This window comes from Phenylobacterium sp. (assembly GCF_025351295.1).
Lineage (GTDB): Bacteria > Pseudomonadota > Alphaproteobacteria > Caulobacterales > Caulobacteraceae > Phenylobacterium.
In genome coordinates this window covers 82,055-101,985 of sequence record NZ_JANXWD010000043.1, presented here as the reverse complement: position 1 = coordinate 101,985, position 19,931 = coordinate 82,055, and the positions used below count along the sequence as shown (strand labels likewise).

General features: G+C 70.8%; 23 protein-coding genes. 6 read left to right on the top strand and 17 right to left on the bottom strand.

The genetic code is table 11. The features are described 5' to 3' along the window. Positions 1 to 6: 6 nt before the first annotated feature. From amgK to Q0R13_RS06945, 6 genes are read right to left on the bottom strand one after another with little or no spacing between them, the layout of a single operon-like run. Positions 7 to 1,098, bottom strand: coding sequence for an N-acetylmuramate/N-acetylglucosamine kinase AmgK (gene amgK, locus Q0R13_RS06970; protein ID WP_293901493.1), 1,092 nt, complete (start codon positions 1,096 to 1,098; stop codon positions 7 to 9). Beyond that, on the bottom strand, positions 1,082 to 1,531 hold the full coding sequence (gene tsaE, locus Q0R13_RS06965) for a tRNA (adenosine(37)-N6)-threonylcarbamoyltransferase complex ATPase subunit type 1 TsaE (protein WP_293901490.1): 450 nt from the start codon (positions 1,529 to 1,531) through the stop codon (positions 1,082 to 1,084). Before tsaE ends, amgK begins: the two co-directional genes overlap by 17 nt. Next, positions 1,528 to 2,397 (bottom strand): 1-acyl-sn-glycerol-3-phosphate acyltransferase, encoded by an 870-nt coding sequence (locus Q0R13_RS06960; protein ID WP_293901487.1) that lies wholly within the window; start codon positions 2,395 to 2,397, stop codon positions 1,528 to 1,530. Before Q0R13_RS06960 ends, tsaE begins: the two co-directional genes overlap by 4 nt. Before the next feature lie 47 nt (positions 2,398 to 2,444). Continuing rightward, the gene (gene pgi / locus Q0R13_RS06955) at positions 2,445 to 4,055 is read right to left on the bottom strand and encodes a glucose-6-phosphate isomerase (protein ID WP_293901485.1); all 1,611 of its coding nucleotides are present in this window, start codon (positions 4,053 to 4,055) and stop codon (positions 2,445 to 2,447) included. Positions 4,056 to 4,065: 10 nt separating this feature from the next. After that, positions 4,066 to 4,683, bottom strand: a complete 618-nt coding sequence (locus tag Q0R13_RS06950) for a thioredoxin family protein (protein ID WP_293901482.1) — start codon at positions 4,681 to 4,683, stop codon at positions 4,066 to 4,068. A gap of 21 nt (positions 4,684 to 4,704) precedes the next feature. After that, complete coding sequence (locus tag Q0R13_RS06945; protein WP_293901479.1) at positions 4,705 to 6,849, bottom strand: protein-disulfide reductase DsbD domain-containing protein; 2,145 nt, start codon at positions 6,847 to 6,849, stop codon at positions 4,705 to 4,707. 132 nt (positions 6,850 to 6,981) lie between these two features. Between Q0R13_RS06945 and Q0R13_RS06940 the strand changes: the two genes are divergently transcribed. Beyond that, positions 6,982 to 7,374 carry an acyl dehydratase gene (locus Q0R13_RS06940; RefSeq protein ID WP_293901476.1) on the top strand — a complete coding sequence of 131 codons (393 nt, stop codon included), beginning with the start codon at positions 6,982 to 6,984 and terminating at the stop codon, positions 7,372 to 7,374. A gap of 155 nt (positions 7,375 to 7,529) precedes the next feature. Here Q0R13_RS06940 and Q0R13_RS06935 read toward each other — a convergent pair whose 3' ends face one another. Beyond that, a complete protein-coding gene (locus tag Q0R13_RS06935) occupies positions 7,530 to 8,333 on the bottom strand; it encodes a SapC family protein (protein ID WP_293901474.1) in 804 nt (267 codons plus the stop codon). Between the two features lie 177 nt (positions 8,334 to 8,510). Here Q0R13_RS06935 and Q0R13_RS06930 point away from each other — a divergent pair, with 177 nt between their 5' ends. Then, the gene (locus Q0R13_RS06930; protein ID WP_293901471.1) at positions 8,511 to 9,392 is read left to right on the top strand and encodes a MaoC/PaaZ C-terminal domain-containing protein; all 882 of its coding nucleotides are present in this window, start codon (positions 8,511 to 8,513) and stop codon (positions 9,390 to 9,392) included. A gap of 40 nt (positions 9,393 to 9,432) precedes the next feature. On the opposite strand, the gene Q0R13_RS06925 is transcribed toward Q0R13_RS06930, so the two are convergent. The 3 genes from Q0R13_RS06925 to Q0R13_RS06915 are packed head-to-tail and all read right to left on the bottom strand — an operon-like array spanning position 9,433 to position 11,830. Beyond that, entirely contained in the window at positions 9,433 to 9,966 is a 534-nt protein-coding gene (locus Q0R13_RS06925; RefSeq protein WP_293901468.1) for a GNAT family N-acetyltransferase, read from the bottom strand. After that, positions 9,963 to 10,841, bottom strand: a complete 879-nt coding sequence (gene aguB, locus Q0R13_RS06920; RefSeq protein WP_293901465.1) for an N-carbamoylputrescine amidase — start codon at positions 10,839 to 10,841, stop codon at positions 9,963 to 9,965. The genes Q0R13_RS06925 and aguB overlap by 4 nt, the downstream gene beginning before the upstream one ends. Next, positions 10,838 to 11,830 (bottom strand): agmatine deiminase family protein, encoded by a 993-nt coding sequence (locus Q0R13_RS06915; RefSeq protein ID WP_293901462.1) that lies wholly within the window; start codon positions 11,828 to 11,830, stop codon positions 10,838 to 10,840. Before Q0R13_RS06915 ends, aguB begins: the two co-directional genes overlap by 4 nt. Before the next feature lie 140 nt (positions 11,831 to 11,970). Between Q0R13_RS06915 and Q0R13_RS06910 the strand changes: the two genes are divergently transcribed. Then, positions 11,971 to 13,578, top strand: coding sequence for a glycosyltransferase family 39 protein (locus Q0R13_RS06910; RefSeq protein WP_293901459.1), 1,608 nt, complete (start codon positions 11,971 to 11,973; stop codon positions 13,576 to 13,578). Here the strand turns inward: Q0R13_RS06910 and msrA are convergent. From msrA to Q0R13_RS06885, 5 genes are all read right to left on the bottom strand, one after another. Continuing rightward, a complete protein-coding gene (msrA, locus tag Q0R13_RS06905) occupies positions 13,544 to 14,131 on the bottom strand; it encodes a peptide-methionine (S)-S-oxide reductase MsrA (RefSeq protein ID WP_293901456.1) in 588 nt (195 codons plus the stop codon). The genes Q0R13_RS06910 and msrA overlap by 35 nt on opposite strands. Before the next feature lie 86 nt (positions 14,132 to 14,217). Further along, entirely contained in the window at positions 14,218 to 14,673 is a 456-nt protein-coding gene (locus Q0R13_RS06900; RefSeq protein ID WP_293901541.1) for a DoxX family protein, read from the bottom strand. 2 nt (positions 14,674 to 14,675) lie between these two features. Further along, a complete protein-coding gene (locus Q0R13_RS06895; RefSeq protein ID WP_293901453.1) occupies positions 14,676 to 15,431 on the bottom strand; it encodes a putative DNA-binding domain-containing protein in 756 nt (251 codons plus the stop codon). Further along, positions 15,424 to 16,260 carry a DUF692 domain-containing protein gene (locus tag Q0R13_RS06890; protein ID WP_293901450.1) on the bottom strand — a complete coding sequence of 279 codons (837 nt, stop codon included), beginning with the start codon at positions 16,258 to 16,260 and terminating at the stop codon, positions 15,424 to 15,426. Before Q0R13_RS06890 ends, Q0R13_RS06895 begins: the two co-directional genes overlap by 8 nt. 26 nt (positions 16,261 to 16,286) lie before the next feature. Further along, positions 16,287 to 16,583, bottom strand: a complete 297-nt coding sequence (locus Q0R13_RS06885) for a DUF2282 domain-containing protein (RefSeq protein WP_293901447.1) — start codon at positions 16,581 to 16,583, stop codon at positions 16,287 to 16,289. Positions 16,584 to 16,738: 155 nt separating this feature from the next. On the opposite strand from Q0R13_RS06885, the gene Q0R13_RS06880 reads away from it, so the two are divergent. The 3 genes from Q0R13_RS06880 to Q0R13_RS06870 all read left to right on the top strand — a co-directional run bounded on the left by Q0R13_RS06880 (position 16,739) and on the right by Q0R13_RS06870 (position 18,435). Beyond that, complete coding sequence (locus Q0R13_RS06880; protein WP_293901444.1) at positions 16,739 to 17,287, top strand: sigma-70 family RNA polymerase sigma factor; 549 nt, start codon at positions 16,739 to 16,741, stop codon at positions 17,285 to 17,287. Beyond that, positions 17,277 to 17,921: a DUF1109 domain-containing protein gene (locus Q0R13_RS06875; protein WP_293901441.1), complete on the top strand. Its 645-nt coding sequence runs from the start codon at positions 17,277 to 17,279 to the stop codon at positions 17,919 to 17,921. Before Q0R13_RS06880 ends, Q0R13_RS06875 begins: the two co-directional genes overlap by 11 nt. A gap of 115 nt (positions 17,922 to 18,036) precedes the next feature. Then, on the top strand, positions 18,037 to 18,435 hold the full coding sequence (locus Q0R13_RS06870) for a host attachment protein (RefSeq protein WP_293901438.1): 399 nt from the start codon (positions 18,037 to 18,039) through the stop codon (positions 18,433 to 18,435). Between the two features lie 112 nt (positions 18,436 to 18,547). Here Q0R13_RS06870 and Q0R13_RS06865 read toward each other — a convergent pair whose 3' ends face one another. Both Q0R13_RS06865 and Q0R13_RS06860 read right to left on the bottom strand, forming a co-directional pair. Continuing rightward, entirely contained in the window at positions 18,548 to 19,201 is a 654-nt protein-coding gene (locus Q0R13_RS06865; protein WP_293901435.1) for a 3-oxoacid CoA-transferase subunit B, read from the bottom strand. Next, the gene (locus tag Q0R13_RS06860) at positions 19,201 to 19,908 is read right to left on the bottom strand and encodes a CoA transferase subunit A (RefSeq protein ID WP_293901432.1); all 708 of its coding nucleotides are present in this window, start codon (positions 19,906 to 19,908) and stop codon (positions 19,201 to 19,203) included. The genes Q0R13_RS06865 and Q0R13_RS06860 overlap by 1 nt, the downstream gene beginning before the upstream one ends. Between the last annotated feature and the right edge of the window lie 23 nt (positions 19,909 to 19,931).

The window sequence follows — 19,931 nt, the reverse complement described above, 5'->3', positions numbered from 1 at the left end:
GCACGGTCACGCGCGCGACTCCGCCGGCACATGGCGGTCGAACCAGGCCTTGAGGTCCGCCATCGCAGGATCGGCGAGGTTACGCTCCAGGTAGCGCCAGGTGCGGGGCATGAAGGCGCGATATTGCGGCCGGCCCAGCAGGGTCTGGCGCGCAAACACCCGGCCAAGGATACGCGCCGCGTTGGACGCCGCCAGCATGCCGTAGTCGGCCAGGAACGCCTCTCGGTCCAGCTCGGGCCGGGCGGCGAGGAACCGGTCCAGCATGGCGGCCTCCAGCTCGGGCGACACGTCGCGGCGGGCGTCCTGCAGCAGGTGGGTCAGGTCCCAGGCCGGATGAGCCTTCAGCGCGTCCTGGAAGTCCAGCATGCCCACCCGCGCCACGCCGCCCCGCTGTGGCAGCCAGAGCAGGTTCTGGGCGTGGTAGTCGCGGTGGGTGAACACCGAGGCGCCCGCCTCGCCGCGCACCCAGACCGGGGCCCACAGGGCATCCCATTCGGCGGTGGCGGCCTCGCCGAGCGGCGGCAGGCCCACCAGCTTCGGCCACCACGCCAGGAAGGTGTCGGTGGCGACCTTCAAGGCCAGGGTGTCGTAGCTCAGCAGCGGCCAGCACACGCCCTCGGCCGCCAGCACGGCCGGCGGCGGCTGGGCCTGCATCACCACCTGGGCGTCGACGGCGGCCTCGTAGAGCGCCGTTTCCGCCGCGCCGCCCTCGATCAGGGTCGCGTAGAGGTCGTCGCCCAGGTCCTCCAGCACGGCCAGCCCGGCGTCCACATCATGGGCCAGCACCCGCGGCGCCGACAGGCCGTGCTCGCGCAGATAGGCCGCGGTCGCCACGAAGGCGGCCACCGAGCCCGCGGCCAGGCGCGCGGCGGCGTTGTAGCCCAGGGCCCGGCGCTCGACGTCGCTGGCCCCCGGCGGGCAGACCACGCTCTCCACGGCCGGCGGCTGGTCCATGAAGATCGACTTCGCCCCCGCCGCGTCGCTCAGCCGCTCGTAGCGCCGGGTGGACGCATCGCCGGACAGCAGCTCTCGTCGCGCGTCGGCCAGGCCGGCGGCGCGCAGGAAGTCCTGCTTCACGGCCTCACGTTCCGAGCTCAACCCGTCGTCCCTCCCAGGCCCCATGCGGAACCAGCCGCACCCGCCGGCTGTTCGCGTCCTCGCAGAACATGATCTCTATATCGAGTCGGTCGGGCGGGAGGCGGCCCTCCAGCCGCTCCGGCCACTCGATCACCGCCGCGCCGTCATCCAGCGCCTCGTCGAGGCCAATCTCATAGGCCTCGGCGGCGTCGTTCAGCCTGTAGAGGTCGAAGTGGGCGATGTTCAGCCGCTTGCCTTCGTAGAATTGCACGAGGGTGAAGGTGGGGCTGGGCGCCTCCTCGTCCGGCGTGGTCAGGGCCCGGACCAGGGCGCGCGCCAGCGTCGACTTGCCGGCCCCCAGTGGGCCGGACAGGCAGACCGCTTCGCCGGCCTGGAGCAGGCCCGCGATCCCCACGCCCAGCCGCGCCGTCGCCGCCTCGTCGGCCAGGATCATGCGAAGGCCCGGTCCGGGTCGGACGGCAACGCCTGTTCCACATAGGCCTTCAGCCGCGCGCTCATCTCCACGGGGTCGCCGTCGAGGGCCTCGGCGGCGATCAACGGCCCGGCCGTCAGGTCGAACGCGCGGCCGTGCTTATTGAGCAGCTCGTGGAACAGGGTGATGTCCCGGAGTTCCTCGGAGACGCCGTTGAAGAAATGGAACATCGCCGAATAGGGCCCGGTCACATGCATCGGCAGGACCGGGGCGTCGTAGCGCCGCGCCAGGGACACCGCCGAGGACATCCACTCGGGGTCGCGCAGCACGCCATCCGCCTCCCGCCGCGCCAGCCGGCCGGCGGGGAAGATCATCAGGCAGCGCTCCGCCTCTAGGGCCTCGCGGGTCTGGACCAGGGTGTTGCGGGTCTTGTCGCGGGTGCGCTTGGCCTCGACCCATTCCACCGGGATCAGCACATCGTGGAAGCGCGGGACAACCCGGTGGGCGTCGGCGTTGGCGTAGAAGCAGATCTCCGGGCGGATCGCCTTCAGCGCGTCGAACACCGCGACCCCGTCGGCGATGCCGGTGGGGTGGTTGCAGACCACGACCAGCCGGCCCGACGCCGGCACGCGGTCAAGGCCGGTCGTGCGGACCTTGAGCGCCAGCAGGTCGGAGACATGCTCCAGGGCGGCGCGGCCGGTCAGCGGCGCGATGGCCTCGGCCATGCGCCGAGCCTTGCCATAGCCCAGCATCGCGTAGAGCAGCGGCCGCAGGACGGGCCACGCGACGCTGGCGGCCAGCTTCGGCGCCCGTTCGGCGATCAGCACGTCGACGATGTGGTCGTGGCCGCCGCGACGGAGCGCGGTCGCCGGCGAAGCGAGCGTCATGGGGTCAGGATGGCCCGCTGCGGCCGGCTCGGGCAAGCGGGCGGCGCTCAGGGCTGCAGCCGGGCGATCAGGGCCGCGGTAGAGGGATCGTGCGCGCCAGCCGCCCCACCCTCCAGCTCGCCCAGTATGCGGGTCGCCAGGGTCTTGCCCAACTCCACGCCCCACTGGTCGAAACTGTTGATTTTCCACAGAATTCCTTCGACGAAGGTCTTGTGCTCGTAGAGCGCGATCAGAGCGCCCAGCCGCTCGGGGTCGAGACGCTCGATCAGGATGAAGCTGGACGGCCGATTGCCCGGGAAGGTGCGCTGCGGGGCCAGGGCGTCGATCTCGGCGGCGGGGCGGCCGGCCAGTTCGGCGCGGACGTCGGCCTCGCTGCGGCCGACCATCAGCGCCTCGGCCTGGGCGATGGCGTTGGCCAGCAGCTTGGTCTGGGCGGCCGGGTCGCCTTCCAAGCCCTGGCGCACGGCGACCAGGTCCACCGGGATCACCTCGGTCCCCTGGTGCAGCAGCTGGAAGAAGGCGTGCTGGCCGTTGGTGCCCGCGTCGCCGAACACGCTGGCGGCCGTCGCATGTGGCGCGGGCCGGCCGTCGGCGGTGACCCGCTTGCCGTTCGACTCCATCTCCAGCTGCTGCAGGAAGGCCGCGAGCAGCCTCAGGCGCTGGGCGTAGGGAACCACGGCGCGGATCGGGCGATCCAGACCGTTGCGGTTGAAGATGTGGGCCAGGGCCAGGCGCACGGGCGCGTTGTCGGCCAGCGGGGCTGAGCGGAAGTGCTCGTCCAGCGCATGCGCCCCGGCCAGCAGGCGGGCGAAGACGTCGTAGCCCAGGGCCACGGCGCAGGAGAGCCCCACCGACGACCAGATCGAATAGCGACCGCCGACCCAGTCCCAGAAGCCGAACACCTGGTCGGCCGGGACGCCGAACGCCTGGGCCTTGTCGGCGGCGGCGGAGACGGCGACCAGGTGGGTGTCCGAGGCTGTGCCCAGGCTGGCGCGCAGCCAGGCCCGGGCCGCCTGGGCGTTGGTCAGGGTCTCCAGGGTGGTGAAGGTCTTGGAGACGGTGACGATCATCGTCTCGGCCGGGTCCAGGCCGGTCAGGGCCTGGGCCAGTTCGGCGGGATCGACATTGGCCACGAACCGCAGCTCGATCTGCGGGTCCAGCGGCCTCAGCGCCTCCCAGACGAACCGCGGCCCCAGGTCCGAGCCGCCGATGCCGATGTGGACGATGGCGCGGAACGGCTTGCCGGTGGCGCCGGTCCTGGCGCCCGAGCGCACCGTCTCGGCGAAGGCGCGCATGGCGTCGCGCACGACCTCGACCTCGCGGGATACCGGCTGGCCCTCGGCGCGCCAGTCGGCCCCGTCCGGCGCGCGCAGCGCCATGTGCAGGGCCGGGCGGCCTTCGGAGCGGTTGACGATCTCGCCAGCAAACAGCCGTTCGCGGGCGGCTTCGACGCCGGAAGCCCGGGCCAAGTCGAGCATCACCGCGTGGTCCGCCAGCGACCAGGGCTGTTTGGAGAGGTCGATCTCCAGCCCGGCCGCTGTGAGGCCGAGCCGCGCCAGCCGGTCCGGCTCGGCGGCGAACAGGCTGTCGATCCGCCGCTCACGCGCGATCCTGGCGGCCTTGGAGAGGGCCGCCCAGGCGGCGTCGATATCGCTCAAGGGCAACCCGCTAATCGGCTGAATTGTACTTCACGCTGCAGCCGTAGGCCTGGGTGAGCGGCCTGCCCACCGCGCGGCCCGCCTTCACGTCGGCCAGGGCGGCAGCGACGTAGTTCTTCGCGACCTTCAGGCTTTCCGGATCGGGGGTCGGCTGGTCGTCGATGCCGCCCATGTAGACCAACCTGCCGGCCGCATCGATGACGAACATGTGCGGCGTCGCCCTGGCGCCATAGGCGCGGCCGACCAGGCCCTTCGGATCCAAGAGGACGTCGCTGGAGGCGGCGCCGACCTTGGTCTTCCACTGGCGGGCCTGCGGGCCGGTCAGGTAGCCCTGGAAGCCCGGCGCCGAGGAGATGATCGTCAGCCATTCGACGCCGTCCCGGGTCGCCTGCTTCTGCAGTCCCTGCATGGCGCCGGAGTTGTAGTGCTTCTGGACATAGGGGCAGCCGTTGTTGGTCCACTCCAGCACCACGGTCTTGCCGCGGAACTCGGCGAGCGAACGGGTGCGGCCGTCGGCGTCCACCGCCTGGAAGGCCGGGGCCGGCTGGCCCAGCACCGGCGCGGCCAGTGCGGGCGCGGCGATGCTGGCGGCGGCCAGCGCCAGGAGCCATCTGCGGTCGAGGATCATGGTCAGCCTCCTCAAGAGGGGTCAGCTCGCCTTGGCGTGGTCCAGGGCTTTCACCACCAGGCCCTGGGTCAGCAGCGAGGGCAGGATAGCCGGTTCGCCCCCCTTGGCGCCATACACGAGGTAGAGCGGCACGCCCGCGCGGCCGTATCGGGCCAGCTCGGCGGCGATGGCCGGGTCGCGCTTGGTCCAGTCGGCCTTGAGATAAACGGCGTTGTCGCGGGTCAGGGCTTCGGACACCGCCTTGGTGGAAAGCGCCACCCGGTCGTTGACCTGGCAACTCACGCACCAGGCGGCGGTGTAGTTGACCAGCACCGGCCGGCCCTCGCCCTGCAGGGCGGCGAGGCGTTCGGGGGTATAGGCCTCGTACTCCAGCTTGGCCGCGTCGGCGCCGACCTCGCCCGGGGTGGCGGCCAGGGAATAGCGCGGCCAGACCGCGCCGCCCGCGACGGCGACGACCGCCAGACCAGCGGCCAGGCCGGTGAGCAGCACCGGCCGCCCGCCCATCACCGCCCGCTTCTGGGCCGCGCCGGCGATCCAGGCGGCCAGCGCCAGGACGATGGCCGCGCCCAGGATGCGCGGCACGGCGTCCGAGCCGACCTGGACGGTCAGCACCCAGACCAGCCAGGCGACGGTCGCGTACATCGGAAAGGCCAGGCCCTTCTTGAAGGTCTCCATCCAGGTGCCGGGCCGCGGCAGGCGGTGGAGCAGACCGGGGATGAAGGCCACGGCGACGAAGGGCACGGCGAAGCCGATGCCCAGGCCCAGGAAGACCACCAGGGCCGCGGCCGGCGGCTGGGTCAGCGCCCAGCCCAGCGCCGGGCCCATGAACGGCGCCGTGCAGGGGGCGGCGACCACCACCGCGAGGGTTCCCGTGAAGAACGCGCCGGCCAGGCCGCTATGGGCGGCCAGGCCCGAGCCCAGGCCCTGCAGCGAGGTCCCGACCTCGAACAGGCCGGAGAGGTTCAGCGCCACCAGCAGCATCAGCAGCGCCAGGCCGGCCACCACCGGCGGATCCTGCAGCTGAAAGCCCCAGCCCAGCTGTTCGCCGGTGGCGCGGAGCGCGATCAGGATGCCCGCCAAGCCCAGGAACGTGACCAGTACCCCGGCGCCGAACGCCAAGCCCTGGCGGCGCGCCTCGCGCTCCGCCCCGCCGCCATGCCCCGCAAGGGAGGCGGCCTTGAGGGCCAGTATCGGGAAGACACAGGGCATGAGGTTGAGGATCAGCCCGCCCACGAAGGCGAAGAAGGCGGCGCTGGCCAGGCCCAGGCTGGCGGCGCCGGCGGGGAGCACCGCCTTGACCGGCGGCGCGCCCAGGCCGGATGCGCCGGGCGGCAGGGGCCCCGGCGTGGCGGTGACCTCGTAGGCCTTGCCCGCCAGCGCCAGCACGCCGGCCAGCGCCTTGGGCGGGCTTGGCGACTGGAAGTCGTAGCCGGGCGTCAGGGTCACGGTCAGGCCGTCCGGTCCGCGCTCGATCGGCTGCGGCCGCGCGTGGTCGATCACCGTGCCGGAGAACGGATAGAAATAGGCGCCGGCCAGGTCCGCGCTCTTCAGCGCCGGCCCTGTGATCGCCAGCTTCACGACCTGGCCCTGCTTCTCGAAGGCGCCCGTGAGGCCCGCCGGCTTCGGCGCGTCGGCGAGCACCTGGGCGATCTTCGCGCCCCATTGCGGGTCGGCGGGCGCGGGACCGGCGGTGACCGGCAGGGTCAGCGTCAGCGTCGCGTCCTCGGGGACACAGATGTCGGCGCAGACCAGGAAGGCCGCCGCCGCCGTCAGGGTCACCGGCTGGCCCGGCTTCGCATCGGCCGGCGCGGTCACCGTCAGGGGCAGCAGGACCTCGTTCTCATAGCCGTAGTTGACCAGCGGCCCGACCGGCAACCGGTGCGGCGTCGGCCAGGTGAAGTCCGAGGCGCTCCAGCCGGGCGGCAGGGTCCACTTCACCTTGGTGGCCTCGCCCGAGTCGCCGGCGTTGCGCCAATAGGTGTGCCAGCCCTTCTGAATCTTCTGGCGCAGGGCGATCTGCACGCTCTGGCCGGGCGCGACGCCCTGGGTCGCGGCGACCAGCTCAGCCTGGATGTGGCCGGTGTTGACGGGCTGGGCCAGGGCCATGGCGGGCAAGAGGAGCGCGAGGAGGGCGCCCAGGAGGATTCGCCCCAAGGGGAATTGCATCGTCATGTCCCGACTGTACCGGCGCTATATGGCCCACCGGCGACCATCCCGCAAAGTGACGCCGTAAAGCGGCTCGACTTGGGCGGCTCCCGCTTCATGATCGACGAATCGCGTTTTGTCAGGAGCTTCCCCGTGCCCGCCGCCTTCGATGAGATTCAGATCGGCCAGGTGGTCAACCTGGGCGCCATGGGCGTGGACGCCGCCGCGCTGGAGGCCTTCGTGGCCGCCTTCGCCCCGGGCTGGACCGTCGACCGCGGCGCGCCGGACGCCATGGTCTTCTCCATCTGGGCCAAGCTGGACGCCATGGCGTCCACCGACTGGCCGCAGACCAAGCGCCTGGGCGTGGACGCGCTGCGCTGGATGCGCAACCCGCCGCCCGGCGAGCTGCTGCGCGGCCGGATGACGGTGATGGCCAAGGACCCGGTCGGCGACGATAAGGGCATCGTCATCGCCCAGCACGACCTGCTGGATGAGGCCGGGCGGCTGGTATTCTCGTGCCTGACGCGCAGCGTGTTCAGCCGGTAATGTCTTTTCCCTCCCCTTGATGGGGAGGGACGACTCGCCGAAGGCGAGCGGGGTGGGGAAGTGTGGGCCGGAGTGCGGAGTCGGAGTTTGATCCTGACTTCCTCACCCGGACCGCTTCGCGGTCTGTCCCTCCCCATAATAGGGAGGGAAACGCGCTACGAGTTCAGCTTCGGCGGGGTCTGTTGTTCGTTGGCCTTGGTCATCGCCAGGGCCACGAGGCGGTCCCAGCCGACCAGCGAATGCATGTGGGCGTAGATCTGGCCCAGGGCGCCGTTGTCGCGCAGTTCGACGAACTTGGCGGGGGGCAGCGCATTCAGCTTCTCCTCGGAGACGCCGAAATATTCCGCGATCTTCTGCGGTTCGCCCGGGGTGCCGTCGTCGTTGCCTGGGGTGAAGGTGGCGGTCTTCAGCTCGAACAGGTCCATGTCCTTCAGGAGCTGGACGAAGCTCATGGTCCGCTGCCGCTCGACCTCGAAGTTATTGCAGAATTCGATGCAGTTCTTGGTGTACTCGGTCGGCTCGCCCTGCTCGTCGAAGAACGGCATGTCGTAGCCCTTGTCGACGATGAATTCGGCGCCGCGGTCGATGCACAGCACCATCTGCTTGTTGGCGTCGTCGTTGGCGAACACGAACGGATAGCGGCGCACATACGCCGGGATGTAGATGCCGCTCTCGAAGGTGCCATCGTCACGGACGAACATGTTCTCGCCGGCGTTCAGGCCCATGACGGCGATCGGCAGCTTCTCGTCGCCGACGAAGATGATCGGGCCGGTGACCGCCGAAAGCGGGAATTCGCCGACGGTCAGCGGGATGGCGTGGCCGACCTTGGCGAAGCCGAATGGGCCGTCCATCCGCTTGACGCCCAGCTTGCTGTGCAGTTCTTTCGCCAGCGGTTCCGGCTTGGAATAGAACAGCACGTTGCCGGAGAGTTCGCCCGTGGGCATCGGTTGGGTGGCCATCGTCTAACCTTCGAAAAGCAGGACGCGGTGACGCCGACAGGCGGGTCTCGCGCGCGAGGTCGCCGCTTCTAGCCGATCCCGGCGAGGGCGGCAAATGGCGCCGGTCGCTTGCGCCTGCGGCGATCAGCCTCTTCAATCGGGCGGCGCGGGCCAGAGCCCCGGAACACGGACATCGCCATGCCGATCTACTACCCGGACATCCTGAAGCAAAAGACCGCCGCCAGGACCTTCACCTACGGCGACAAGGACGTGATGCTCTACGCCCTGGGCATCGGCCTGGGCGGCGATCCGCTGGACGAGACCGAGCTGGCCTTCGTCTACGAGAAGGGCCTCAAGGTCGTGCCGACCGCGGCCACGGTGCTGGCCGGCCGTGTGCCCGCCGACGCCAAGCCCGTCGCGCAGGACCCCGGTCACCGGCTGAGCCTGATCAACTTCCTGATGGTGGTGCACGGCGAGCAGAAGGTGGAACTGCACCGGCCATTGCCGACGGCGGGGACGTTCACGGCCCAGGGCCGCACTATCGCCGTCTACGACAAGGGCAAGGACAAGGGCGCGGTGATCGTCAACGAGACGGTCTGGACCGACGACAAGGGCGAGAAGGTCGCCACCCTCACCGGCTCCACCTTCGCGCGCGGCGACGGCGGTTTCGGCGCGGGGTCGAAGGACGAGCCGACGCCGCACGCGGTCCCCGCGCGCAAGCCGGACCTCTCGGTGGACATCTCCACGCGGGAGGACCAGGCGCTGCTTTATCGCCTGAACGGCGACCGCAACCCGCTGCATTCCGATCCGGAGAGCGCCCGGCGGTCCGGCTTCGAGCGCCCGATCCTGCATGGGCTGTGCACCTACGGGATCACCTGCCGCGCGGTGCTGCAGGCGATCACCGGCTTCGACCCGGAGCAGATCCTGAGCCACCAGGCGCGGTTCTCGGCCCCGGTGTTCCCGGGCGACACGGTGACCGTCGACCTCTGGACGGACCGCGAGCGGATATCCTTCGAGGCGCGCGTGAAGGACCGCGGCGCCACGGTGATCAAGAACGGCCTGACGGTCCTTCGCTGTTGAGCCGGAGCCCGACGTGTGGGCAGCGCCCGGGACCGCGGCATCAGCTCGGCCGTTGCACGGTGAAGAACACGTGCCGACGCAGCGGGTGGTCCTGCGCCAGGCGGGGGTGGTCGAAGTCGCGGGCGGGGTCGGGGGTCATGCCCAGCTTGCGCATCACGGCCTGGGAGCGGACATTGGCGTGGGCGGTGATAGCGACCACCTCCGCGACGTCGAGGTTGGTGAAGGCCCAGTCGCGTGCGGCCAGGGCGCCTTCGGTCGCAAGGCCCGAGCCCTGCGCGTCCGGATGCAGCCGCCAGCCCAGTTCGATGGCGCCCGGGGCGGGCAGGTCGTCGCCCATGACCAGCAGGCCGATCATCCCCACCAGCCGGCCGTCGGCCCGGCGCTCGGCGCCCCAGAAGCCGAAGCCCCGCTCGGCGATCTGGCCGCCGACCCGGTCCATCAGGGTGTCGCTGGCCGCGGGGTCCAGCGCCCCGCCCAGCCAGTCGCCCACTTCGGGATGGCCGTTCAGCGCGGCGAAGGCTGGGCGGTCGTCCTCCCGGTAGGGTCGCAGGATCAGCCGTTCCGTCTCGATCATGCCGGCCGCCGCTCGGTCAAGGCGCCGTAGAGGTCCGGCCGGCGGTCGCGGAAGAAGCCCCAGGCGGCGCGATGGGTCGTCAGGAAGTCCAGATCGAAGGTCGCCTGGACGATCCCCTCGTCGTCGCGGCCGAGCTCGGAGACCAGGTCGCCCCGGTGGTCGGCAATGAAGCTGGAGCCGTAGAACTGCTGGCCGCCGTTGGGATAGCCGGCCCAGGGCTCGAAGCCGGTGCGGTTGGCGCCCGCCACCGGGATGACGTTGGAGACGGCGTGGCCCTGCATGGCGCGCCGCCACGGCAGGGCCGTGTCCAGGCTGGCGTCGTGCGGCTCGGAGCCGATGGCGGTGGGATAGAGCAGCACCTCGGCGCCCAGCAGGGTCATGGCGCGGGCGGCCTCGGGGTACCACTGGTCCCAGCAGATGCCCGCGCCGATGCGGCCGAAGCGGGTGTCCCAGACCTTGAAGCCGGTGTCGCCGGGCCGGAAGTAGTACTTCTCCATATACCCCGGCCCGTCGGGGATATGGCTCTTGCGGTAGACGCCCATCGGGGTTCCGTCCGCGTCGATCATCACCAGGCTGTTGAAATAGTGCGGCCCCTCGCGCTCGAAGATCGAGATCGGCAGCACCACGCCCAGTTCCTGGGCCAGGGGCGCCAGGGCGGTGACGCAGGGGTGTTCGCGCCAGGGATGCGCGGTCGCGAACCATCGCTCCTCCTGGGCGACGCAGAAGTAGGGGCCCTGGAACAGCTCCGACGGCAGGATCACCTGGGCGCCCTGGCCGGCTGCCTGGCGGATCAGGTCGGCGGTGCTGGCGATGTTGGCCGCCAGGTCCTCGCCATAGGCGGTCTGCAAAGCGGCGACGGTGAGATGGCGCGTCATCGGGCCGGCTCCTGCTGGGTGATGCAGTGGAAGGAGCCGCCGCCGGTCAGGATGGCGCTGGACGGCAGGCCGATCACGGCGCGGTCCGGGAACAGCGCCTTCAGCACCTCGACGGCGAATTCGCCGGGGCGCGGTTCGTAGATCGGCACGATGACCGCCCGGTTGGCGATCAGGAAGTTCATGTGGCTGGCGGGCTTTGGCCCATCGTCGCCGTCGATCCAGCCCGGCGAGGGGATGCGGACCACTTTCAGCCTGGTCCCTTGGGTGTCGGTCATGCCGGCCAGCCGGCGCGCGGCGTCGTCGAAGGCCTCGGCGTTGGGATCGCCCCGTCCCCAAGCCACGGGGATGGCCACGGTGGCCGGGGCCACGAAGCGAGCCAGGTTGTCGACGTGGCCGTCGGTGTGGTCGCCGCGCAGGCCCTCGCCCAGCCACAGCACCTTGCGCGCGCCCAGGCTCGCGGCCAGCGCCGCCTCGGCCACGGCCTGGGTCCAGCCGGGGTTGCGGTTGGGGTTCAGAACGCACTGGCCGGTGGTGAGCACCGTGCCGATCCCGTCGTGGTCGACGGCGCCGCCTTCCAGGATGAAATCGTTCTCGGTGAGCGCCACGCCCGCCGCCTGCGCGATCTGGGCGGCCACGGTGTCGTCATGCTCGAGCTCGTACTTGCCGCCCCAGCCGTTGAAGCGGAACCCGGCGGCGGCGTCGCCACGGAAGATCGGGCCGGTGTCGCGCAGCCAGATGTCGCCGAACCGTCCGGGGACGATCTCGATCCCGGCCACGTCGCCCAGCAGGGCGTGCGCCGCCGCCTCGCCATCCGGATGGCCGGTCATCAGCCGCACCCGCTCGCCGCCTGGGCCGGCCAGGGCTCGGGCCAGGGCGGCGACCTCGGCCTGGGCGGCGGGCAGGTCATCCGCCCACAGCGCCGCATGGCTGGGGAAACCCAGCCACATGGCCCGGTGCGGCGCCCACTCGGCGGGAACGACAAAGCTCATGCAGTCCTCCAGAGCCGGGCGCAGATGGCCCCAGCGCGGGGCGCCGTCAAGCATTGCCCCGAAAGTGAAGGCGCAACCGCGTCGCAGCGGCTTGCGATCTGCTAATCTGTGTCTACGGTCCGGGGCCTTCGAGGGTTGGAATGTCGCAAAGCCTGAAGCCGCCCGGGAGTACGCACGACCTGCGGGCCGCGGCGCTGCTGACCTTGGCCCTGGCGCTTGCGCGGCTGGTCGCGCTGTTCCATTCCCCGCTCGAACTCTACCCGGACGAGGCCCAGTACTGGCTTTGGTCGCGGACCCTGGACTTCGGCTATTATTCCAAGCCGCCGGTGATCGCCTGGTCGATCTGGGCGACCACGGCGCTGGGCGGCGACGCCGAGCCCTGGGTGCGGCTGTCGGCGGTGCTGTTCCAGGCCGGCGCGACGTTCGTGGTCTTCCTGATCGGCCGCCGGCTCTATGGCCCGGCGGTCGGCCTGGCGGCGTCGGCGCTCTATGGGCTGATGCCGGGCGTGCAGCTCTCGGCCCTGGTGGCGGCCACCGACGCGCCGCTGCTGTTCTTCCTGGGCCTGACGATCCTGGCCTATGTCATGCTGCTGGAGCGGCCGCGGCGTCCGGTGCTGCTCGCGGCCGGCCTCGGCGCGGCCCTGGGGATGGCCTTCCTCAGCAAGTATGCGGCGGTCTATTTCCTGATCGGCCTCGCCATCCACCTGGCCGCCTCGCGGCGGGCGCGAGCGGGCTGGAGCCCGCCGGCCGCGGGGGCGGCGCTCGTCGCCTTCGCCGCGGTCGTGGCGCCCAACGTCGCCTGGAACGCCGCCCACGGCTTCGCGACCCTGCAGCACACCGCCGCCAACGCCGCCTGGGACGGGGTGCAGCTGTTCAACGTCGAGGCGATGGCCACCTTCGTCGGCTCGCAGCTCGGGGTGTTCGGGCCGATCCCGCTGGGGGCGCTACTCGTGGGCGTGACCCTGGCGGCGATGCGCCGGCGGCTGGCGGAGGCCGACCTGACGCTGCTCTGCTTCACCCTGCCGCCACTGGTGATCGTCACCGCCCAGGCGTTCATCAGCCGGGCCAACGCCAACTGGTCAGGCGCGGGCTATCTGGCGGGCGCCGTCCTGGTGGCGGCCTGGCTGATGCGCTGGCGGGCGCGGCGCTGGCTGATCGCGGCGTTCGCGATCCAGGGGGCGGTGGCGGCCTTCTTCCTGGCCAGCGTCATCTCGCCGGCCATCGCCGACAAGGTGGGCCTGTCCAACGGCCTGAAGCGGGCGCGTGGCTGGTCGGAGGCGACGAAGGTGATCCTGGACCGCGCCGAACGCGAGCCGGGCCTGACCGCCATCGCGGTCAACAACCGATTCCTGTTCTACGCGGTCTCCTACTACGGCCGCGATCGCCTCGGACCCGCGTGTCCAAGGGACACGCGCTCCTTCTTTGTGTCTTCCGTGCGGTCTTGCGACCGCACGGGGGGTGCGCCGCCCCTGGCCAGTTGGCTGCTGATGGAGGGGCCGCGCAACCAGGCCGAGACGGCCGCGCCGCTGACCGCCGCCATCGGCCAGCGGGTTCTGATGGTCTCCTACGAGGGTTGGCGGCGCGCCGAGATGCAGGCCGACTTCGCCAGGTCCCGCGACCTGGAGATCGGTAGCGTCTGGCTGGACGCCCGCCACCGGCGCCGGGTCGAGATGTTCGTCGGCCAGGGCTTTTCGCCCCGGCCGCGCGATCCGGTCAGTGGGCTTCCTGCCCGCCCCACACCACCCTGAGCGCCTGGGGCCGGCCGCAGCCGATCCGGTAGCGTTCATAGGCCGCCGGGTTCTTCCTGGCGTAGTCCTGGTGGTAGGCCTCGGCGTTATAGAAGGACGCGGAGGGACGGGTGGCGACGGTGATCTTCGCGCCCAGCTGCTTCTCGTACTTGGCCCTGGCCGCGTCGGCGACGGCGCGTTCGTCGGGGGCGGCGGTGAACACCGCCAGCTTATAGGACGGGCCCCGGTCGCAGATCTGGCCGTAGGGGTCGGTCGGATCGATGTGGTGATAGTAGCTGTCGACCAGCTGGGCGTAGCTGATCTTGCTCGGGTCGTAGGTGACCTTCACGGCCTCGAGATAGCCCTCGTGGTTCTCGTAGGTCGGGTGGGGGGCCGCACCCCCGGCATAGCCGGATACGGCCTCGACCACGCCCGGCGTCGACTCGAAGCCCTTCTCCATCGACCAGAAGCAGCCGCCGGCGAACACCGCCGTCTTGAGGCCCGAAGCCGCGGTTCCGACGCCGGCAAACATCAGGGTGGTGGCGGCGATGGCCGCGAACAGACGTCTTTTCATGGGCTTGTACAGTTCGTTGAGGGTTCTTGGGGGGACTTGTGTGGGCTTGGGCAGATACGTGGGGGCTGGTTTCGCAGACGCCAGCCTCAATCCAACCGGAACATCCGGTCAAGGCTCCAGGCACCGCCGCCGCGGGCGACCAGATAGATCAGCAGGCCGGCCCAGCTCAGGTGGGTCGGCCAGGCGTCGGGATAGACGAAGACCTCTATCGCCGCGGTCATGCCCAGGAACGCCAGGGCCGAGAACCGGGTGAACAGGCCGAAGATGAGCAGGACGGAGAACAGGTGCTCCGAATAGGTCGCCACATGCGCGGCGATGTCCGGCGGGATCAGCGGCAGGCGGTACTCGTCGCGGAACAGCGCGTAGGTCCCGTCGGTGATGTGCAGCACCCCGTCCACCTTGGTGCGGCCGGACTGCAGGAATATGGCGGCGACGCCCAGCCGGGTGACCAGGGCGATGGCGTTTTCCGGGACCAGTCGCCCGGCCAGCTGGCCGAAGGCGCGGACGGGGTTGGCGCGCGGCCCGGTGCGGGCGGTGGTCATGGTCATGGAAGGGTCCTGAGGGCGGCGAAGGCGCCCGCGGCCAGCAGGCGCGCGAACGTGGCGGAGAGGTCGAGGCAGGGCTCGGCGGCGAGGCCAGCCGCGGCGGCGGCGGCGGCGCTATCGCCGTCCCGGCAGGCGGCCAGGAAGGCCAGCGCGCCGGGGCCGATCGTCTGGTGGGCGATATCCAGACCGGGCCGGACGAACAGCAGGCCCTGCGGCTCGGGCTCCAGCTCGAACGCGTCCGGCGGCTCGCCCGGCGGCTGCAGAGCCTGCCAGAGGCGGGGCGTGGTGTCGTCGAAGCCGGCGAACCGGGTGGCGGAATGCAGGACCAGGGCGTGGGTCCCGAAGGCGTCCGGCGGCAGGCCGGCGACCGCCTCGGGATCCAGCGGCGCGGCGTCGGCGGCTAGGTGCGCCTCGGTCCAGAGGAGGTCCAGCTGCGCCAGGCCGGGCAGGAAGGCCAGGTTGGCGGCCGGCGGGAAGCGCCTCAGCCAATCCGGGAAGGCCGCGCCATAGGTCAGCAGCGACCCCTGGCGAGGCGGAGAGACGGCGGCGTGGGCCGTGGCCGCGGCGGCCAGCCAGGCCGGCCCGACCACGCGCTCCACGGTCGGGAACTGGGCGACCAGGGCGTCGGCGCAGGCCTTGGCCATGGTGTTGCGATAGACCGACAGGCCCGCCTGCGGCGTCTCGCACCACGGCGCGAGCGCAGCGTCGTCCCCGGCGACGGCGGCCAGGAAGCGGTCGTGGAACGCCTCACGCATATTCGCGCTCGCGGGTCAGCAGGTCGTGGGCGCGGTCGCGCTCGGCCAGCAGGCCGGCGAAGGCCGGGATCGCGTCGTCGCGCTCGATCAGCGTCGGCCGCGCCCCGATGCGGCCGATCAAGCGCGCATAAAGCGCCCAGACCGGCTCGGCGACCGCTGCGCCATGGGTGTCGATCAGCATCGTCGCCCCCAGCCGCTCGTCCGGCGCATGGCCGGCCAGATGGATTTCCCCCACCAGCTCGGCGGGCGCCGCGTCCAGGTAGGCCTCGGCCGAATAGCCAAGATTGTGCGCGCTGACATGGACGTTGTTCACATCGACCAGCAGCCCGCAGCCGGTGCGGCGGGCCAGGGCGGTCAGGAATTCGACCTCGCCGAAGTCGTGGCCGGTCAGCGGCAGATACAGCGCCGGGTTCTCGATCAGCACCCGGCGGCCCAGGACCGCCTGCATCCGGTCGACGTTGTCGGCGATCCGCCCCAGCGCGGCCGCCGTGCGCGGAAACGGCAGCAGATCCGGCGCATAGACGCCGCGCCGCATCGACCAGGCCAGGTGCTCCGACACCAGTATCGGCTGGACCCGGTCGACCAGGCGCTTCAGCGCGGCGAGGTGGTCCTCGTCCGGCGCTTCGTCCGCCGCCAGCGACAGGCCGACCCCATGCAGGGATATCGGCCTGTCGCGGGCTATGGCGTCCAGCCAGGCGAGCCTGGGTCCGCCGGCGGCCATGTAGTTCTCCGGATGCGCCTCGAACCACAGCCCATCCGACCGGCAGGCCAGGGCCTCCGCATAGTGCTGCGGCTTCAGGCTGAGGCCGGCGGTCGGTTGGGGGGTCATGGGGCGTGTCCGGACGGGTTCGGCGATCAGGCCTTGGGCGACAGCGAGCCCATGCCGTGCGGCGTCTTGGTGGTGACGCAAGTTCCGACCGGCACTTCCTTGAACGCCTTGGCGTCGTAGTTGACCTTGGAGGTCCCCGCGCAGGTGGTGCCCGCGCCGGCCTTGCAGTCGTTGTGGCCGGCCATGGCCACGCCGTAGCACTTCTCCACCGCGGCCGGCTTCTTGGCCATATTGTCCTTGGCCATGCTGTCCTGGGCCATCGCGGCGCCGCCCATCAGGGCGAGGACGGCCGCGGCGGCCAGGGACGTTTGAACGGTTTTCATGAGCAGCTCCCATTTCGGACCGGCCACAGCGGCGCAGTCGGGAGCTAGTTCGCGGCGTACGCGATGCAGGTTACAGGAACAGGCGATTCTTTTTCCTCGGCCCCGGACGTAACCTTTCGCGGTCCGGTGCGAATTCACCCTGATGTGGAGCCCCGGTGTTCCCCGACGTCGAGCAGCGGCTGAAGACCCTCATGCTGCGCGCCCAGGCCGGCGATGGCCAGGCGTGGCGCGAGGTGCTGACCCTGCTGAACCTGCGCCTGACGCCCTATTTCCGGCGGCGGCTCGGCGCCGACCATGCGGCCGAGGTGGAGGACCTGGTGCAAGAGACCCTGCTGGCCGTCCACCGCCGCCGGATGACCTACGACCCGGGCCAGCCGTTCACCGCCTGGGCCCACGCCATGGCCCGCTACAAGCTGATCGATCACTGGCGTCGGCGCAGCATCCGCCGCCACGTGCCGCTTGACGACGTGGCCGATACCCTCTGGGTCGACGAGGCGCCACAGGGCGAGGTCAAGGCCGACCTCGACCGCCTGCTGGGCGGCCTGCCGGAGCGCCAGGAACAGCTGGTGCGCGGGGTGAAGATCGAGGGCCTCAGCCTGGCCGAAGCCGGCGAGCGGCTGGGCATGAGCGAAGGCGCGGCCAAGGTGTCGCTGCACCGCGCCCTGAAGGCGCTGATGGCGAGGGTGGCCCCGCGTGGAGACTGACAAGCTGATCGACCGGCTGGCCGGCGACCTGCGCCCGGCCTCCGCCCGGCAGGTGCCGTGGCGCATCGCCGCCGTGGCGGCGCTGGGCGGCCTCGTGGCTCTGGCGCTGGTGGTATGGTGGCTGGGCATGCGGCCCGACCTGATGACGGCCGTGCACGGCAAGATGTTCTGGATGAAGGCGGCCTATGCGGCGGTCCTCGGCCTGGGCGGCTTCCTGGCCCTGGAGCGGCTGGCCCGGCCGGGCGGGGTCGGTCGCGCCGGCCTGTGGGTGGCGGCGGCGGCCCTGCTGCTGCTGGTCGGCCTGGGGTCGCTGCAGCTGATGGCCGCGCCGTCGGAGGTCCGTTCGGCGCTCTGGATGGGCCAGTCCTGGCGGCGATGCCCGCTCTACATTCTGGCGCTGGCCGCCCCGATCCTGGTCGCCACCCTGCTGACGGTCCGCGGCTTCGCCCCCACCCGCCTGGCCCTGGCCGGCGGGGCGGCGGGCCTGTTCGCCGGCGGGGTGGCGGCCACCGCCTACGGCCTGCACTGCCCGGAGACCGCCCTGGCCTTCGTCGCCACCTGGTACAGCCTGGGGGTCTTGCTCACCGCGGCGCTCGGCGCGGCGCTGGGGCCGCTTGTGTTGCGCTGGCGGTAGGGAAAAACGTCGCTCTGATGAACCATGCAATGGTCGCACCGTCGCCGCCTGGTCGCGCCGGAACGCAACTGCTCCCTGGCCCAGCCGTTACGCCTCCCGAGCAGGAGAGCGAACGATGATCCTTCCCAATGGCGCCCTGGTGGCTGTGGCCGATGGCGCACAACTGGTGCTGTTCAGGAACACCGGCCACGCCGATCCCGTGCTCACGGCCGTGGAGGTTCCTGCCATGCGGGAGCGGTCGTCCGGCGCTTCCGCGCATCGGTCCAGCGCCGCCAATCCCGATAACGATACGCAGGCCGAGGACGGCTATGCGACAGGCGTGGCTGAAATGCTGAACAGCTGGGCTCTGGCCGGCAAGTTTGAGGCGCTGCTGGTTATCGCGGCCCCCCGCACGCTCGGCGAGTTGCGCAAGCATTGGCACAAGGATTTGCAGTCCAGGTTGATCGGCGAAATCAACAAGGACCTCACCGGACGCACGACGGACGAAATCGCGGCCGCGATCGACAAGGCGTAGTCTGACACGTTCGATCCAAAGCCAGCGATCGCGACCGCGCGAAAGGCTCTAACTCTTTCATTAGAGCGCGTCGGGCGGCGAAACCGGGATCCACTTTCGCCTGACGCGCTCTCTAGGCGGCCGCCCTTTCCGCCACCTGGAACGCGGCCTCGGTCTTGGCGCGCACTTCGTCGAGGGTCACCCCGTCGGCCAGTTCCACCAGGGTCATCGGCTTGCGGCCGCGCGAGATGTCGAAGACGCCGAGGTCGGTGACCACCAGGTCGACGACGCCCTGGCCGGTCAGCGGCAGGGTGCAGGCCTTGAGCAGCTTGGACGCGCCGGTCTTCTCGGTGTGCTCCATGACCACCACCACGCGCTTGACGCCGGCCACCAGGTCCATGGCCCCGCCCATGCCCTTGACCATCTTGCCGGGCACCATCCAGTTGGCGAGGTCGCCGTTCTCGGCCACCTGCATGGCGCCCAGCACCGACAGATCGATGTGGCCGCCGCGGATCATCGCGAAGCTGTCGGCGGACGAGAAATAGGACGACGACGGCAGGGCGGTGATGGTCTGCTTGCCGGCGTTGATCAGGTCGGCGTCGGCCTCGCCCTCCAGGGGGAACGGGCCCATGCCCAGCATGCCGTTCTCGCTTTGCAGAGTCACGTGCATGCCCTCGGAGATGTGGTTGGCCACCAGGGTGGGAATGCCGATCCCCAGGTTCACATAGAAGCCGTCGCGCAGCTCCTTCGCGGCGCGGGCGGCCATCTGGTCTCGGGTCCAGGCCATCAGGCGACCTCTTTCGCGCGGGTGGTGAGCTGTTCGATGCGCTTCTCCTGGACACCTTCGAACAGGCTGTCGACGAAGATGCCAGGGGTGTGGATGTGGTCGGGATTGAAGGTCCCGGTCTCGACGAGCTTCTCGACCTCGACCAGGCAGACCTTGCCGGCGGTGGCCATCATCGGATTGAAGTTCCGCGCGGTCATCCGGTAGATCAGGTTGCCCGCCCGGTCCCCCTGCCAGGCCTTGACGATGGCGAGGTCGGCCTTCAGGCCGCGTTCCATCACATAGAGCTCGCCGTCGAACTCGCGGACCTCCTTGCCCTCGGCCACCAGGGTGCCGACCCCGGTCCGGGTATAGAAGGCCGGGATCCCCGCGCCGCCGGCCCGGATGCGTTCGGCCAGGGTGCCCTGCGGGGTGAACTCCAGCTCCAGCTTGCCGGACAGGTAGAGCTCGGCGAACAGCTTGTTCTCGCCCACATAGGACGAGATCATCTTGCGGATCTGGCCGCCGGCCAGCAGCAGGCCCAGGCCAAATCCGTCCACGCCGCAGTTGTTGGAGATCACGGTCAGGTCCTTGACGCCGGAGTCGCGGATCGCCGCGATCAGCAGCTCGGGGATGCCGCAGAGGCCGAAGCCGCCCGCCATGATGGTCATGCCGTCGAACAGCCGCCCTTGCAGCGCCTCGACGGCGTCTTTCGAAACCTTGTTCGCCATGCTCGCCCAATACGCCGCAAATG